This is a genomic window from Enterococcus sp. 6D12_DIV0197 (assembly GCF_002174385.1).
GTDB lineage: Bacteria > Bacillota > Bacilli > Lactobacillales > Enterococcaceae > Enterococcus_D > Enterococcus_D casseliflavus.
This window is the reverse complement of the sequence record NZ_NIBN01000001.1, coordinates 3,187,041-3,203,363: the sequence shown is the minus strand read 5'-3', so window position 1 is coordinate 3,203,363 and position 16,323 is coordinate 3,187,041. Positions and strand designations below refer to the sequence as shown.

Below are 16,323 nucleotides of genomic sequence, written 5' to 3'. Positions count from 1 at the left end.
GGCGCAACCCGTGATACATGAAAAAAGATCTGCACTTTTACCAGAAAGCCAAGCAAGTTTAACTACCTATGTCATCGAAAATTCTCCTGAAATGGAACCAGATCGTGTCCGACCAGCTGTCATCATCTGTCCTGGCGGCGGCTATGAAATGTTGTCGGATCGAGAAGCGGAACCTATCGCCATCAAAATGATGAGCTTTGGTTTCCAAGCCTTTGTGTTGCATTATAGTATCAAACCGGCTGTCTATCCGTTAGCCTTAAAGGAATTGGCTGCTGCCGTTCGTCTTGTCCGCACCAATCATGACACCTGGCACGTCGATCCTGAAAAAATCATCGTTGCTGGTTTTTCAGCTGGTGGCCATTTAGCTGCTAACTTGGGTGTGTCTTGGCAGCAACCTTTTCTAGCAGAGGCTTTACAAGGAGCCAATGAAGAATGGCGGCCTAACGGGTTACTGTTGAGCTACCCAGTATTATCTAGTGGAGAACTTGGGCACCAAGATTCCTTCCGTTCATTATTAGCAGATCGTTACGAAACAGAAAAAGCCGCCTTGTCTTTAGAGACTTTAGTCAATGAACAGACACCACCAACGTTTCTTTGGCATACGTTAGAAGATGGATTAGTCTTGGCGGAAAACAGCCTCCTTTTTGCCGAACAGCTGCGCAAATTTAATATACCTTATGAGCTACACATTTTCCCTCGGGGCGGTCACGGGTTAAGTTTAGGAACGCCAGAAACCGCCAACAGCGATCAACATGGGATCGAAGCGTCGGTTGTCCGTTGGCCAGAATTATTTGCTGATTGGGTAAAATGGAATTTTTGAGAAACGTTTAATGATCGAAAGAAATAAGCCATTGTCTGCTGAGTTCAGACAATGGCTTTTCTTTTCGTTGTTATCAGATAGTTTATTCAGCTGAAAAGACAACCGTTCCTTGATAAAAACTTTTGCTGACGAAGCCTTTGCGGGCAACGAATTCTGCCGTACAAGCAGCTGGTGTCAGCAAGAAATCAGCCGAATCACCAACCTTAGGCCATTGCTGCGCACCGTTTTTATCTAAGGGCACTTTGCCATCAGTAACCAGACCTAGGGCTTGCGTCAAGTCTTCCTGACTTTTGACGGCAAAAATCTCTAAATAGCGCGCCAGCTTTTCTTGTAAAGAACCGTCGCCAAGAGAAGACCAAGAATCATAGACATTGTCGCAACCGATATGAACAGCCACGCCATAGCTTTGCAATTCCTTCAGTGGCGGGATCGTTCCTGGGCTGATGGGAATACTTGAAATGATATGGATCTCTAAGTCTGCTAAGGCTTGAAAGACTTCTTTGCGTTCTTCTCCCTCAAAGTCATTTAGACCAAAGGCGTGACTGATCGCTACTTTTCCTTGCATATTGAATTCCTTCGTCAAACGAATCATTTCTTTGACGGTCGCTCTGCCAGCTTCTTGCCGATCATGAAGATGGAGGTCAATACCGACATGCCCTTTTTGAGCAAGTTCAAAAGTTGTCCGTAAGGAAGTTTTATAATCTTGATCGAGTGTATAAGGATCAACACCGCCAATATAAGAAGCTTTGCCCGTTGCTAAGGCTTCTTCAATCAAAGAAGCTGCATTTGAGCGCAATAAGCCATGTTGTGGGAATAAGACCAACTCCGAGCCAAAAGGTTGTTCGGCGACTAATTCAGTGATCGCATCAAAATAACGCAGCTGAGTCATTGGTTCAATATCGATATGTGAGCGGAACATCACCACACCGTGAGGTAGTTCTAAATCAATCAGCGCTTGTCCGCGTTCTTTGATTGATAACGGTAAGGCATCTAATTGGGGAATCTCAGTTTCGAATCGTTCCACCAAGCTAGCTGCTGGCGTTACTGGACGCCAAGGAGTACCTAATTTACTTTTGTCCAAATGACAATGTTTTTCGATCAATCCTGGCAACAATAACTGATTTTCCCCATCAATGATCGTCGCCTCACTTGATGCCTGCCATTCGGACATCGGCACGATCTCCGCTATTTTTCCATCATTGATCCCGATTGCTGTATTTTCTGTTTTGGTTCCATAAGACCAGTCGCCTTCTTTTAAATAACTCATCTCAAGTTGAACATTTGTAAGCCATAAATCCAAGAAATCGCCTTCTTTCGTGTTTGCTTCATGGTATCATAACCGCGGCTGGTTCCCAATCAAATCGCTTGCAAAAAAACAGACAAACTAAAACGTTTTAGCGATATAGCTATTTTTCTCTCTGGTAATAGGAATATTCTCAGAATTTTTTTGTGAAAACGCTTGAATGGAGAAAAAATGTCTGGTAATATGTGGATGTAACGAAAAGGTTTTCGAAAGGAGGGTACTTATGCTGATCTTAAGATTGCTAGCATTTTTAATTGATGGAATAATTATTTTTCTTCCTAGTACAATGCTTAGCTATCTTCTAATGGTGCCTGCTGGAATAACTATTGTTTTGCCTCAATTGCTCTTTGTGGTCTACAACATGGTTTGCTTGAGTAGTTTTGAAGGAAAAACGATTGGAAAGCATTTTGCGAAACTTGTTGTTTTTACGAATCAGCGTGATCTACTAACGGTGGGGATGAGGGAAGTAGCAAAATTGCTCTACTTTTTGCCAATGATCGGTTGGTTGTTTTTCATTGGTTCTTTCTTAGTCTATTTGGGTACGAAAAAAACTTTACACGATATATTAGGACAGAGTACGGTGGGATTTAATAAGAAAGAGGAGAATGATCACTATGAGCGAAACCTCCTTCGATGAATTGTTAGCTGGAAATCCTTTAGTAGAAATCAATACACAAGCTCTGTTTTTGTTAGTTGTTCTTGCCTGGGCTAGTGCGAGTCTTATTGCTTGGAAGTGGCGAAACGAATACCAAGCCGCAAAAGTAATTAGAGATTATGCTTATTATGCGCCACTTCACTTAATCGTAGGATTTGTTTTTCTTAACGCAGCAATTGTTCTAGTAATTGGTAGTTATTTAATGGGCTTGATTGTGCTTTTATTTCGGTCCAATAATTATTTTTATAAATAAAAAAATTTTTGAAAGAAACTAAAACGTTTTCTTAAGATCTAGGAGGAAAAAATGGAAACAGCAATGCAGTATTTAAAAGAAGACCCATGGAAAATTACAGAAAAGGCCTTTGATACAAAATGGTTAGGCAAGGCAGAAGCGATTATGTGCTTGGGCAATGGGTATCTGGGGATGCGCTCTGCCACAGAAGAGAAATATGTTGGTGAAACCCGTAATCTTTTTGTCGCAGGAACCTTTAATAAATTTGACGAAAATGAAGTGACTGAGCTGCCCAATGTACCTGATATGTTAGGGATGGAACTCCTTTTTGATGGCGAACGATTAGATTTATCAAAAGGCACTTATTCAAACTATTCACGTTGCTTAAATCTGAAAACAGGGGAACTAACGCGATCCTTTCAATGGAAGCATGGTCAGATCAATGTCGAACTGACCTTTAAGCGATGTGTTTCCTTTGCACAAAAGCATGTGTTTGCGCAACAAGTGATGATCAAGAATTTAGGAAAAGAAGTCACGTTGGAAATTATTTCTGGTATTGATGGACAGATGACAAATAGTGGTTCGCAGCATTTTACTGAAGGAGACAAATCACTCGTCGATAATCGATTTTTACAAATGATGCCAAAAACCACTCAATCTAACATCGCCTTTGTTCTTTCCACAGCACATAATTTAGAAAAAACAGTAGATTGCTATGATGAAACCAAGAAACGGATCGAGATGGGTAGACGAAAAATCTACAATCGTTATTGGCAAACGTTAGCCGCAAATGAGATGTTGAAGATTGAGAAGTTTTCTTCTGTTTATACCAGTATCGATAAAGAATATTTAGGAAAATCACCACAAGAGTTGAAGAGGATTGCTCTTGAAGAGCTAAAAGAGATTCGTAAAAACGGCTATCAGGAATTAGCAAAAGCTTCAGCCGCGGCATGGGACAAAGAAGTTTGGTCCGTTTTTCCAATCAACATTAAGACAGAGAACCCACTAGATCAACTAGCGATTCATTTTGCGAAATACCACCTGCATGTGATGACACCAGCCCATGACGAACGCATGAACATAGGTGCCAAAGGCCTGTCGGGAGAAGGGTACAAAGGACATACATTTTGGGATACTGAGATTTTTATGTTGCCTTATTTTACCTTCACACACCCAGAAATCGCCAAAAAATTAGTGACTTACCGCTATTTAGGTTTGGCTGGTGCCCACAAAAAAGCTGCTGAAAACGGCTATCAAGGCGCCCAATTTCCGTGGGAATCTGCTTGGCCTGAAGATGGTGAAACTACGCCAGTTTGGGGCGCTGCGGATATTATCACAGGCTTACCAACAAAAATTTGGTCAGGGTTTATTGAACAGCATATTACCAGTGATGTTACTTATGGCATCAAGCAATTTATCGATGTAACGAATGATCAACAATTCGCGGGGGAAAAAGGTTATGAAGTGATTTTTGATACGGCGATTTTTTGGGCGAGTCGTTTAGAGTGGTCCGATGAAAACAAACGCTATGAAATTCTAGACGTCGTTGGACCAGATGAATATAAGGAGCATGTCGATAATAATGCATTCACGAATCATACTGCGCACTGGAACATTCAATTAGCAATCTCATTATATGACGAGCTGAAAAAGAACCAGTCGGAACTTTTTGGGAAACTGTCGGAAAAACTGCCGTTAAATGAGGCGTATCAAGAATGGCAAGCGAAAGTAGCTGCAATTTATTTACCACAGCCGAATGAAGCAGGAATCATTCCACAAGACGATACCTATTTGTCGAAAAAAGAAATCGATCTCACCAAGTATAAAAATGATTCGCAAGTAGGCACATTGTTCCACGAGTATAACTTAGAACAAGTCAATGAAATGCAAGTATCAAAACAAGCCGATGTCCTCTTGCTCTTGTTCTTATTTGAGAACCTTTTTCCAAAAGAAGAGAAACGGTTGAATTGGGATTACTATGAGCCAAAAACGCTCCATGATTCCTCCTTGTCATTATCGACACATGCCATCCTCGCTGCTGATTTAGGGGAAATAGCACTTTCTTATGACCTGTTTCAACAAGCGATCAATATCGATATGGGGGAGAATATGCTGTCTTCCAATGAAGGGATCCATGCAGCATCACTCGGTGGGATTTGGCAAATGACAGTCTTCGGTTATGGGGGCGTGCGTTGTTTAGACGGCCAGTTACGAATTGAACCACATTTACCAAAGGCTTGGGAAGCACTTGATTTTGGTATTATGTGGCACCAACAGCCATTACGGATTGAAGTCACACAGGAAGGTTTTACGGTCACTAACCATGGGGAGCAAGCGATCGAGTTTATCGCTTTTGATAAAGTTTATCAGCTTAAAGAACAAATCAAAATCAATTTTTAGGAGGAAACAAAATGACTGGATGGAAAAAAGTAGTAGGAACAGGGCTTCTATTGTCTGTAGCAGCATTGCTGGCAGCTTGTGGCGGGAACGAAGACACCAGTAGTTCGACAGATCAAACGGATTTCACGGGGGATTCGTTAACGATCGGTGTTTGGGGTGGAAATGAGGCGGAAGAAAAATCGTTGGATGAAATGATCCAATCTTTTGAAGAAGCAACGGGTGCTACAGTTGAAAAGAAAGTATATACCGATTATAACACCCAAATTCAAGCTGATATGGCAGGTCGAACTGCACCTGATGTTTTTTATGTGGATGCCTATATGTTCCCATGGTTCTCGGAGAATGGCACACTTGCAGAATTGGATCCGGCTGATTTTGAAAGTGAACAGTTTTATGATAGCTTGATCGATGCTTTTACGACCTCGGATGGACAACTGCAGGCTGTTCCTAAAGATATGTCAACTTTAGCACTCTATTTCAATACAGCGATTTTTGATGAAGTTGGTGTATCTATCGATGAAGTACCAGACACTCTTGAAGCGTATGTCGAATGGCTGCCATCGTTTCAAGAAAAAATCAATGAAGCTTATGGTGAAGGGAATGTTTTTGCCATGAGTTATAACCAAGATATGGCTCGTAACTACCATCTTGCAACGCGTGAAAATGCTCAACCAATCAATGAAGACGGGACGGCTAATTTGGCTGACCCAGCAGTAGTTGATAATCTTTCAATTTTAAAAGAATTGGTCGATACGAAAGCAGCGGTTACCCCGCAAGACATCGGAACAGGTTGGAACGGCGAAGCTTTTGGTTCTGGAAAAATTGCGATCATGGATGAAGGAAACTGGGTGTATGAGACTCTGAAGACAGAATTTCCTGATATTCCTTTTGTTGTAAAAGAAATGCCAACGTATAAAGGAACGGAAGGGTCAATGATGTTTTCTGTCGGTTGGGGAAAATATGTTGGGACTGAAAAAAGTGCCTTGGCAGATAAGTGGATTCAACACGCTACTGGACAAAGTGGTATGCAAGCTTGGGTAGAAGGGACAGGAACCTTGCCTAGTCGCCAAGATGTTGCAGATGCAGCGAAAATCACTGAAAATAGTGACTTGAATGTTCACTTAGAGGCATGGGATTATGCAACGATTTGGCAAAATGGAACCACTCTAGATACCATCAACAAAGCGTATCAAAACTTTTTACCTAATGCTTTGAATGGAAGCATGACCTTTGAAGAAGCGATGGAAGCTGCCGATGATCAAGCGAATGCGGATATTACAGCAAACTAGTCAGACATTATAAAGAGGGGGGAGACCCTCCCTCTTTTCTTTGGAGAAAGGTGACAACACGATGGAACGAAAAAAACACAACTATACAAAAAGCCAATGGCAAGAAATCCGACAGGCGTGGCTCTTTCTGGCTCCAGCAATTATTGTCGTAGGAATCTTTTTCGTCTTAGCTGTTCTCTTTGCTTTTTATCTATCATTCAACGATGTCAATTTGTTTACCAATACGTTTTCTTTTAAAGGGATAGAGAATTATGTACGTATCTTTACCGATCAAAAAGCACGAATCGCACTTAGAAATACGGCCACTTTCGCGTTGGTCGTCGTTCCATTACAAACGATTTTTGCTTTGATCATTGCATATATTTTAAGTAGCAGAGGAATCAAAGGGAAAAAATTGTTTCGGATGATTTATTTTTTACCGACTCTAACTTCTAGTTCAGCGTTGACGATCATCTTTATGTTTATTTTTAATATTTACGGTCCAGTCAATGACTTATTTATGAATTTAGGATTTTACTCAGAACCAATCAATTTTTTACAAGAACCGGCCTATGCGTTGAAAGTGATTATGGTGATGAATATTTGGTCGACCGTGCCCTATTATATGACGATCTATTTGGCTTCCTTAGTTGATCTGCCTCATTCGTTGTACGAAGCAGCGGAGATCGATGGCGCGACAACCGTGGATAAATTACGATATATTACGATTCCTTATCTAAGACCAATCACTACCTATGTATTGCTGACGGGCATCATTGGTACCTTTCAGATGTTTGATCAGGCGTATATCTTCTCGAACGGATCAGGAGGACCCAACAATTCGACTCTGACCTTGTCACTAATGATTTACCAATACGCCTTTGGACAAATGAACACGATGGGCTATGCGGCTGCGTTAGCGATTGTATTGGCAATCATTATTTTTACTACATCACTTCTAGCAGAAAAATTGAACAAAGAAAGAGGGTAACGTCAATGAAAGGAAAAGAGAAAACAAAACTATTGAAGATCCTTCTCTATATAATCTTGATTCTTTATGCAGTGTTGACGTTTTATCCTTTTATTTGGGCAATCGCTGCATCTTTCAAGCCTTATAGAGAAATTGTTTCTGGAGATATGAGCTTGATTCCGAATGAGTTTACTCTAGACAATTTTCGTTATGTCTTAGGGCGCTCCTCCTTGTTTATGCGCTGGTTTTTAAACTCCGTGATCATATCGGTTATTGGAACGACGATCAATATTTTATTAAATACGATGGCTGGTTATGCCTTAGCAAGGTTAAATTTTCCAGGACGTGAACGAATTTACTATGGTTTTTTGGCATTGATGATGGTGCCAGCTCAAGTCTTGTTGATTCCCAACTACCTGATCTTGATGAATCTAGGGATGTTAGATAGCTTTTCGGCCTTGATTTTACCGGCTGCCATCAATATCGGGAATATTTTTATGATGCGCCAATTCTTTTTGTCGTTTCCTAAAGATGTGGAAGAAGCTGCTGCGATCGATGGTTTGGGAAGGTTTCAAACATTCTTTCGTATCGTGATGCCATTAGCAAAACCATCGATCGCGACACAAGCTGTCTTTATTTTTATGGGCTTTTGGAATGAATTCATGAAACCAATGCTCTATTTGACTACGCCAAGTAAATATACTTTGACTCTAGGGTTGCAGACTTTCCAAAGTCGAAATGGTGGTGTACGATGGGATCAGACGATGGCGGCAAGTGTGATCACGATCATTCCCATTGTGATCATTTATTTGCTGTTCAATAAATATTTCTTACAAGGAGTGCGAATGGATGGCGAAAAATGATTCGTTTAAAGTAAGTGCAGAGGAACTTTCTCATCAAACCCCTGAGTACCTAGAAACATTGTTTGCAGTTGGCAATGGTCAAATTGGCGTGCGTGCAGGTCACCCCTTAAAAGTCAATGAGCTTTACGAGGGAAACCCAGGCTCCTTTGTTAATGGCTTTTTTGATAGTGAGCCAATCCAATATGGTGAATGGGCATACGGCTATGCCAAAGAGCATCAGACGATCATCAAGCTGCCGAATTTAAGAGGCGTACGTTTACAGATTGGTGACGAGGACTCTAGTGCTTCAGAATGGCAAGTAAAGCCTATACAAATGACTTTGGATTTGGAAAAAGGTGTGTTGGATGAATCCTATAAAGTAGTAACGCCACTAGGTAAAACTTTTGAATTGGTGATGCAGTCGTTTGCCTCTGTGACACGAAGTGAACTTTACGTATGTCAGTATCAAATCAAGAACACCAATTTCTCAGAGCCAATTTCCATGACACATCCGTTAGAACAAAAAGCAGCAATTGTTCAAACAGATGATCCGCGGGTTGCCAGTAAAGCACATCGCTTACGAAAAGCTGATTATCAGGATTATGCGATTTGGACCGCTGAAACTAGTCAACGAAGCATAGCAATTCGCGTGATCAATGGCGAAAAGCAATTACAAGCAGAAGATACGCTTACGACGGTTTTCCAAATGAAATTACTTGAAGATAATCAAAATCCCGAAACACCTTTTAAACAAGAGTTAGCCGATTTTGAAGTTCTCTTGCAAGAGCAGCAACTAAGCTACCAGCATTTTTGGGCAGCCAGTGATATTCAAATCGAAGGAGACCCAATTCTTCAAAAAGGGATTCGATTCAATTTATTTCATTTGAATCAAGGAGCAGGAAGAGATGGTAGAACAAATTTCGCGGCCAAAGGATTGACGGGGGAAGGCTATGAAGGTCATTACTTCTGGGATACGGAAATGTACCTTTTACCGTTTTTTATTTTTACGAATCCTGAAATTGCCAAAGCATTACTTTCTTATCGAGGGAACATCTTACCACAAGCCAAACAACGGGCGCAGGAGCTAGGGCAAGAGGGAGCATTATTTGCTTGGCGGACAATCGACGGACATGAAACAAGTGCTTACTATCCAGCGGGAACCGCTCAAGTTCATATCAATGCGGATATCGTGTATGCATTCCAATTGTATGAACGGGTGACAGGTGATGAGAGATTCATTGAAACCGTGGGTAGTGATGTTGTTTTTGAAACGGCAAAATTCTGGTTGAGTTATGGCGATCTGGTAGAAAAAGACGGCAAGCTTGCTTTTTGTATCAATGGAGTGACCGGACCTGACGAATACAGCGCTCTTGTTAACAATAATTTTTATACGAATAAGATGGTTCAAAACAATCTTTACTACGCAATTGAGTTAGCACAGCGATTTGGAAAATACCAAGAATCAATTAGCGCTTGGCAGCAGGCAGCCGATTTAATGTATTTTGGCTACGATGAACAGCGAGGCATTACCAAACAAGATGATGGATTCTTAGAACAAGCAGTCTGGCCGTTTGAAACTACACCGGCTGAAAAGTATCCTCTCCTGTTACATTATCATCCGATGGTCATCTACAAACATCAGGTCTGTAAACAAGCCGATACGGTTTTGGCACAAATGCTTTATACAGGAGATTTCAGTCTTGAGCAATTAAAAAAAGATTATGATTATTACGAGCAAGTAACGACGCATGATTCTTCCTTATCTCGTTCTATTTTCAGCGTGATGGCGAGTCGAATTGGGGATTCTGAGAAGGCGTATCGTTATTTCATGGATACGGCTTTGATGGATTTAACGGATTTACAAAAAAATGTTGTCGATGGCATTCACGCAGCCAATATGGGCGGAAGCTGGCTGAGCTTGATTTACGGATTTGCTGGTTTGTATTACGATCAAGGGCTGCGATTAGCGAATCACTTGCCACAGAAAATAAAAGAACTAAAATTTACGCTCTTTTATCAAGGAGAACCTGTTAAAATCAGTTTAAAGGATCAATGTATTGACTGTCAGTTAGCGGAGGAAACACGATTGATCGCTAGTAAGACTGATGGTGGTATCTGGATAAAGGAGAGATAGCAAATGCGAACAACGATTCGCGATGTGGCAAAGGCAGCCGGCGTATCAATAGCGACTGTATCTAAAGTTTTTAATGGGTATAGTGATATCAACCAGCAAACCAAGCAAGAAATTTTAAAAATAGCGAAAGAATTAGATTATTCCCCCAATATGGCAGCAAGGACACTGTCTTCGAAGAAACAACAAACGATCGCCTTGATTTTAAATGAGTTGAATTTTAATCGAAAATCAACGATGCCTTTGGAAGTGTTGAATGGGGTCTATCGCTATACGGATCAATCAGATTTTGAATTTGTCTTTTATGGAACAAGCACCGAGAAACAAAAGCAGAAAACGTTTAGTCAGTTCTGCAATGAGCACAATATCACTGGAGTAGTGATTCAAGGCTTAAAAACGACAGATCCATACTACCAAGAAGTACAGCAAACCTCTTTGCCGACTGTTTTGATCGATATGGAAATCGACAACCCTATGATTGGTCTGGTTTCGATTGACAATGAAAAAGCGGCGCAAGAAGCAGTGGACTTTTTGATTGCCAATAATCATCGACAAATTGGCATGATCAACGGAAGCCGTGATGCCAATGTCAGTGAACTTAGAGAAAGAGGTTATCGCGCTTCTTTGGCAGCTCACGGTTTGCTAGTAAATGAATCCTATATTCAATACGCAAATTACGAAGAAGAAATTGCCTACTTGATTTGTAAAAATTTGCTAGAAAATAATCAAGAAATCACTGCATTGTTCTGTGCCAGTGATATTATGGCAATCGGAGCGATACGTGGAATCAAAGATATGGGCTTGCGGGTTCCTGAAGATATTTCGGTCATTGGATTCGATGATATTATTTTGGCTAGTTATGTAACGCCTGAATTAACAACCGTTGCCCAAGATATGGAACGAATCGGTTATGAAGCAGCTGAATTACTAGCAGACATCATCACCAATCAAGCAGAAACTAGCCATCGGAAAATTAGTCCTCATCAATTAAAAGTGCGACAGTCGGTGGGGAAAATCGAATAAAGTGTTTCGATTGAACGTAGCATACGATTTCCTTTGATGGAATCTGTGCTACGTTTTTTAGAGTAAGTCTGAAACGAAACAGTAAACCTCTTTGCATGTTTTTTCTGCCTTTATTTAGTGGCTTGTCAAACGAGAGAAATCGCTTAGAAGCTCCCTCAAGTTGACAGGATTGCTTGAAGGTGTAGGATAGAAGAAAGATGGAACCTTAAATCAAACCAAGGAGTCGGACGATGAAAGCTTTCAAATCCCATACCGCACTTTTGATCATCAGCAATACGATCACGATCATCCCGTATCTTTATTTTTTATCTTTGAGCAAAGAGCAGTCGCTAAGTGCAGCATTAGCCTTTGCGCTCTTTTATACCTTTCGCATGACAGGGGTCTTTTTCTTACAGACGCTTACGGCGCTTTTCGCACCATCGCTGTTAGCAGCAAGTGTCTTGATCGGCGGCGCCGGCGCATTGGTGGGTATCTTGAGCACTTGGTGGAGCGTGGCACTCTTGCCAGCGGCTGGTTTGTTGGGGATCAGTGCTTCTTGGCTGCCGCCAGCTGACCTGATGGTACGCCAAAAAGCCAAGCTCACTGAACAGCCGCTGAAAAATGATTGGAAGGAGGCGCTGTTCTTTCTTTTCGTTTTACTGTTTGCCTTACGGTTGTCTGATGACCTTCAAGGCGTTGGCCTATTTGGCAGTTATTTTGCACTCTTTGTGCTGGCAGCTAAGAGTAGTCAAACCTTCAACAACCTCCCAAAAAGACCGTTGATGCAGCGCAACCAGTTATTCAACAAGCAATTTTTGTTGTATTTCTTTTTCTTTCTCTTACTGTTTGGCTTGCGAGCAGCAAGATTGATCAAGTCGAATGCCCTGTTTGAATGGGCGATCACTGGCTTCTTGTTTCTCTTTGCTTTGCTACTGATCACTTTAACGAAACGCAGCCGCTCGTGGAAACAGCCACTCCATCTAAATGTGCTCACCTTCATTCGTGGGGTGATCGGAAACTTTCTTTTTCTTTTCGGCTCGGTGTATGTTACCGGTCGACTTGGAGCACAAGCGCTAAGCACGCACGTTTACTTACCATATGCACTGGGCCTTTTTGGTGCCATGTTTCTCGGAGGAAAACTCGCTCATCGTTTAGAAAAACAGCTGGTACCAACATATTTACTTGGGCTGATGGCAGGTGTTCTTCTGTTCAGCAGCGACACACTGATTCCAATAAGTTTATTCGTCATTAGCTTCTTTAATGCGGGATTGAATCAATGGCTTACGAAACAGTATTTGGCGGCAAAAGCCGAAGCAATCGAGCAGGAGAGTTTAGCCAAGTATGCCACACAAAGCAAAGGGAGTCTGGTACATCAATTTCTTTTGATGACACTCCTGTTTGTCATTCTTCGTTTTGAACATCAGCCGCTGGCTTTCTTGTTTCAGCTATCAGGAACGACGGCAACGAATCAGACCTCAAGGATCCAAAGCTTTTTAGAGCCAGCAAAATGGGGATCGATTGCAGGAGTACTCTGTTTGCTAGTAGGTGGACTGGTGGTATTTTATCGGCAATTAAAGAAAACAAAAGTATAAGCGTCGTTAACTGACACTGTCTTATTTCTAGACGGTGTCTTTTTTTGAAATCGCATAAAAACCGAACGTTCAGCGTTTTATCTTCCTTTATGATAGTGAATTTTATTGCACTATTTTCGAATAGCGTTAAAATAAGAACATCGTGTTAGTGAAAAAGGAACATTAAATGAACGGCTTTTTCCTGACAATGTCTTAGAGAACGGGGGAAATCAAACAAATGGCAACCATTCGCTATTTTAAAGGAGATGTTTTCCATACGCCAACTGATGGAAAACTAGAATATATAGAAGAAGCTTTGATTCAAGTCGATGACGCAGGGATTATCACGAAAGTTACTGCCAAAACAGATCAAGGGTATGAGGTAGAGCTGGCAAAAGCATCAGAGAATCTTCAGGCTTTATCCGAAGGCCAGTGCTTTTTACCAGGATTTGTCGATCTGCATGTCCACGCCCCACAATGGCCGCAAGCAGGGATCGCGTTAGATGAACCGTTAAATGTCTGGTTAGATGAATGCACGTTTCCGCTGGAGGCAAAATATGCCGATCCAGCATTTGCCAAAGCTGTCTATCAAGATTTGGTGGCACAGCTATTGGCAAGAGGAACGACAACGGTTCTTTATTTTGCAACGATCCATCTAGAAGCGAGCCTTCAATTGGCGAAGACTTGTGCCACTCTTGGTCAACGGGGATTAGTCGGAAAAGTCGTCATGGACGATCCCCAAGCCAATCCTGCTTTTTATCGAGACGCGTCAACAGAAGAGGCATTAGCGGATACAGAACGTTTTATTCAAGAAGTACAAGCAATCGCAAAGACCGCCCCACAAGGCGTTTATCCTGTGGTCACTCCGCGATTTGTCCCCAGCTGTACCGATGAAGGCTTGGCAGGGTTAGGCGCATTGGCTGAAAAATATGATGTTCATGTTCAGACCCACTGCAGTGAAGGGCAATGGGAACATGACTTTGTTCAAGAACGATTTGGCAAAACGGATACCGAAGTGCTGCAAGATTTCGGCTTGTTGCGTGAAAAAGCAGTGATGGCTCATGGCAATTTCATCAGCCCAGCTGACGGCGCTCGTTTTGTTGAAACCGGCGCCGCAGTTGCGCACTGTCCCATTTCAAATGCCTACTTTGCCAATGGCGTGATCCCAATCAAGCGCTTGAAAGAACAAGGAGTCACGATTGGTTTAGGAACGGATATCTCCGGCGGTTTTTCACCGAGTTTGTATGACAACATCAAACAAGCTGTGATGTCTTCGAGAATGTTAGAAGATGGCGTGGATGTCACGCTTCCTCAAAACACACGAGGAGTAGCTGATTCTCGTATATCCGTGATCGATGCGTTCTCATTGGCGACAAAAGGCGGCGGTGAGGCACTGAAATTACCAGTAGGTGTCATCAAAGAAGGGTATGCGTTTGATGTGCAAGTGATCGATACGCGACAAAAAGAAAATCCTTTGCCTGACTTCGGTGTGTTCACCTCACCCGAAGCAAGATTACAAAAAATCCTGTACTTAGCAACGATGCAAAATATTCGCCAAGTCTGGGTCCAAGGAAAAAAAGTACACGAAAAATGAGGAGAATGAGACAGTGGAATCAACGAAAAACAAACATTTAACGATCGGAATGAATGAAGACATTCCCTTTGGTCAAGCAGTACTTTTAGGATTACAGCATGTGTTGGCAATGGACGTGTATGTGCCGCCATTTATTATCGCAACCGCGGTGGCAATGTCCTCTTCAGACGCATCAGGTTTGATCCAATCGACCTTTTTAGGAGCAGGGATCGCTTCTTTGATCCAAGTCCTCTTTTTCTTGAAATTACCCGTATGTCAAGGACCATCCTTTGTACCCGTTGGAGCGATCATCGGTATTTATTTTGGTGCCAACGGTATGGACACGGTGTTAGGTGCCAGCATTGTTGGTGCCGCAGCAGTCATTTTACTAGGTTTTACTGGCATCTATAAGTATATCGTTCGTCATTTTATTCCTACGATCGTCAGTGGAACGATCATCATGATCGTTGGTTTGACGCTGCTGCCAACAGCATTTACTAGCAATATCTATCCTGCCACTGAAACTCTAAGTGCCAATCAAAACATGTTGTTAGCTGCGATTACTGCTGCGATTTTGATCTTGTTTTCCATGTTAGGCGATTATTTTCCAGGAATGGGAAAATACTTCCGAATCAGTTCGGTCATTATTGCTTTGGTTATCGGTACCGTGATTGCTTCCTTTATGGGAGGCGTTGATTTTCAGTCGGTGGCGGATGCTTCTTTCTTTAGTCTGCCAAAACTGGTATTTCTAAACTATGGCCTGCATTTTGATGTTTCAGCGATCTTAACGATGCTAGTGATCTATATGGTTCTCCTAGCAGAAACAACAGGAACTTGGTACGCGGTCAGTTCTGTGACAGAAGAACCTGTTACGGATGAACAGATCAATAAAGGCGTGATCGGTGAAGGGTTAGGCTGCTTGGTTGCCGCCTTAGTTGGAACGACACCTGTAACTGGTTATTCTACCAATGCAGGGATCATTTCGATCACAGGGGTTGCTAGTAAAAAAGTCTTTGTGATGGCGTCCATTTGGTTTATCCTATTGTCCTTCATGGGAAAACTTTCAGCCTTGATTCACGCAGTACCTTCTGCTGTCATCGGCGGCGTGTTCGCGGTCGTCTGCGTCATTATTTTGTTGAGCGGCTTTCGGGTCATTAAGAATGAAGAGTTTTCCGAGCGGGAGTTGTATATTATCGGGGTACCGTTGATTATTGCCATCGGCTTGTTGTTTATGCCAGCAGAAATCAAAGAATCTGCGCCTCAATTCTTACAATATTTATTAGATTCACCGATTGCTTTAAGCGCTATTGCGGCGATCGTCATGAATAAATTGATCCCAGTGAAGAAAAAATAGAAAGTAAATGAGGAATGAGACCTTGTCTCGTTCCTTCTTTTGTTACAATCCTGTGTAAAAAGAGGTTTTTTTGTAATATAGGAAAGGTTTTCTAAGGTTAACTGGTTTACCTGAAAACAAAATAACTGTAATGTTGAAAATTACAGCAGAACAAAGCTTGATATGATAGGATTCTCAAATTCTTACGAAACGTAAGGCAACT

General features: G+C 41.9%; 13 protein-coding genes. 12 read left to right on the top strand and 1 reads right to left on the bottom strand.

Annotation, left to right across the window (positions count from 1 at the left end; all coding sequences use genetic code 11):
* The first annotated feature begins 10 nt into the window (after window positions 1-10).
* Entirely contained in the window at window positions 11-820 is an 810-nt protein-coding gene (locus A5867_RS14975; protein ID WP_010749929.1) for an alpha/beta hydrolase, read from the top strand.
* An 82-nt stretch (window positions 821-902) separates the two neighbouring features.
* Here the strand turns inward: A5867_RS14975 and A5867_RS14970 are convergent, their stop codons facing one another.
* A complete protein-coding gene (locus A5867_RS14970) occupies window positions 903-2,120 on the bottom strand; it encodes an amidohydrolase family protein (protein ID WP_087627919.1) in 1,218 nt (405 codons plus the stop codon).
* Between the two features lie 226 nt (window positions 2,121-2,346).
* Between A5867_RS14970 and A5867_RS14965 the strand changes: the two genes are divergently transcribed.
* The 11 genes from A5867_RS14965 to A5867_RS14915 all read left to right on the top strand — a co-directional run bounded on the left by A5867_RS14965 (window position 2,347) and on the right by A5867_RS14915 (window position 16,121).
* Window positions 2,347-2,760, top strand: coding sequence for an RDD family protein (locus A5867_RS14965; RefSeq protein WP_087627918.1), 414 nt, complete (start codon window positions 2,347-2,349; stop codon window positions 2,758-2,760).
* Window positions 2,738-3,031 (top strand): hypothetical protein, encoded by a 294-nt coding sequence (locus A5867_RS14960; RefSeq protein ID WP_087627917.1) that lies wholly within the window; start codon window positions 2,738-2,740, stop codon window positions 3,029-3,031. The genes A5867_RS14965 and A5867_RS14960 overlap by 23 nt, the downstream gene beginning before the upstream one ends.
* Before the next feature lie 51 nt (window positions 3,032-3,082).
* Window positions 3,083-5,410 (top strand): glycosyl hydrolase family 65 protein, encoded by a 2,328-nt coding sequence (locus A5867_RS14955; RefSeq protein ID WP_087627916.1) that lies wholly within the window; start codon window positions 3,083-3,085, stop codon window positions 5,408-5,410.
* Between the two features lie 11 nt (window positions 5,411-5,421).
* Entirely contained in the window at window positions 5,422-6,699 is a 1,278-nt protein-coding gene (locus A5867_RS14950; protein WP_087627915.1) for an extracellular solute-binding protein, read from the top strand.
* Window positions 6,700-6,760: 61 nt separating this feature from the next.
* The gene (locus A5867_RS14945) at window positions 6,761-7,669 is read left to right on the top strand and encodes a sugar ABC transporter permease (protein ID WP_005228471.1); all 909 of its coding nucleotides are present in this window, start codon (window positions 6,761-6,763) and stop codon (window positions 7,667-7,669) included.
* A gap of 5 nt (window positions 7,670-7,674) precedes the next feature.
* On the top strand, window positions 7,675-8,511 hold the full coding sequence (locus A5867_RS14940; RefSeq protein ID WP_005228472.1) for a carbohydrate ABC transporter permease: 837 nt from the start codon (window positions 7,675-7,677) through the stop codon (window positions 8,509-8,511).
* Window positions 8,498-10,624, top strand: coding sequence for a glycoside hydrolase family 65 protein (locus tag A5867_RS14935; RefSeq protein ID WP_087627914.1), 2,127 nt, complete (start codon window positions 8,498-8,500; stop codon window positions 10,622-10,624). The genes A5867_RS14940 and A5867_RS14935 overlap by 14 nt, the downstream gene beginning before the upstream one ends.
* A 3-nt stretch (window positions 10,625-10,627) precedes the next feature.
* Entirely contained in the window at window positions 10,628-11,644 is a 1,017-nt protein-coding gene (locus A5867_RS14930) for a LacI family DNA-binding transcriptional regulator (protein WP_087627913.1), read from the top strand.
* Window positions 11,645-11,874: 230 nt separating this feature from the next.
* On the top strand, window positions 11,875-13,215 hold the full coding sequence (locus A5867_RS14925) for a hypothetical protein (protein ID WP_087627912.1): 1,341 nt from the start codon (window positions 11,875-11,877) through the stop codon (window positions 13,213-13,215).
* Window positions 13,216-13,432: 217 nt separating this feature from the next.
* Window positions 13,433-14,788: a guanine deaminase gene (gene guaD, locus A5867_RS14920; RefSeq protein ID WP_074933243.1), complete on the top strand. Its 1,356-nt coding sequence runs from the start codon at window positions 13,433-13,435 to the stop codon at window positions 14,786-14,788.
* A gap of 49 nt (window positions 14,789-14,837) precedes the next feature.
* Complete coding sequence (locus tag A5867_RS14915) at window positions 14,838-16,121, top strand: solute carrier family 23 protein (protein WP_086338707.1); 1,284 nt, start codon at window positions 14,838-14,840, stop codon at window positions 16,119-16,121.
* Window positions 16,122-16,323: the final 202 nt, after the last annotated feature.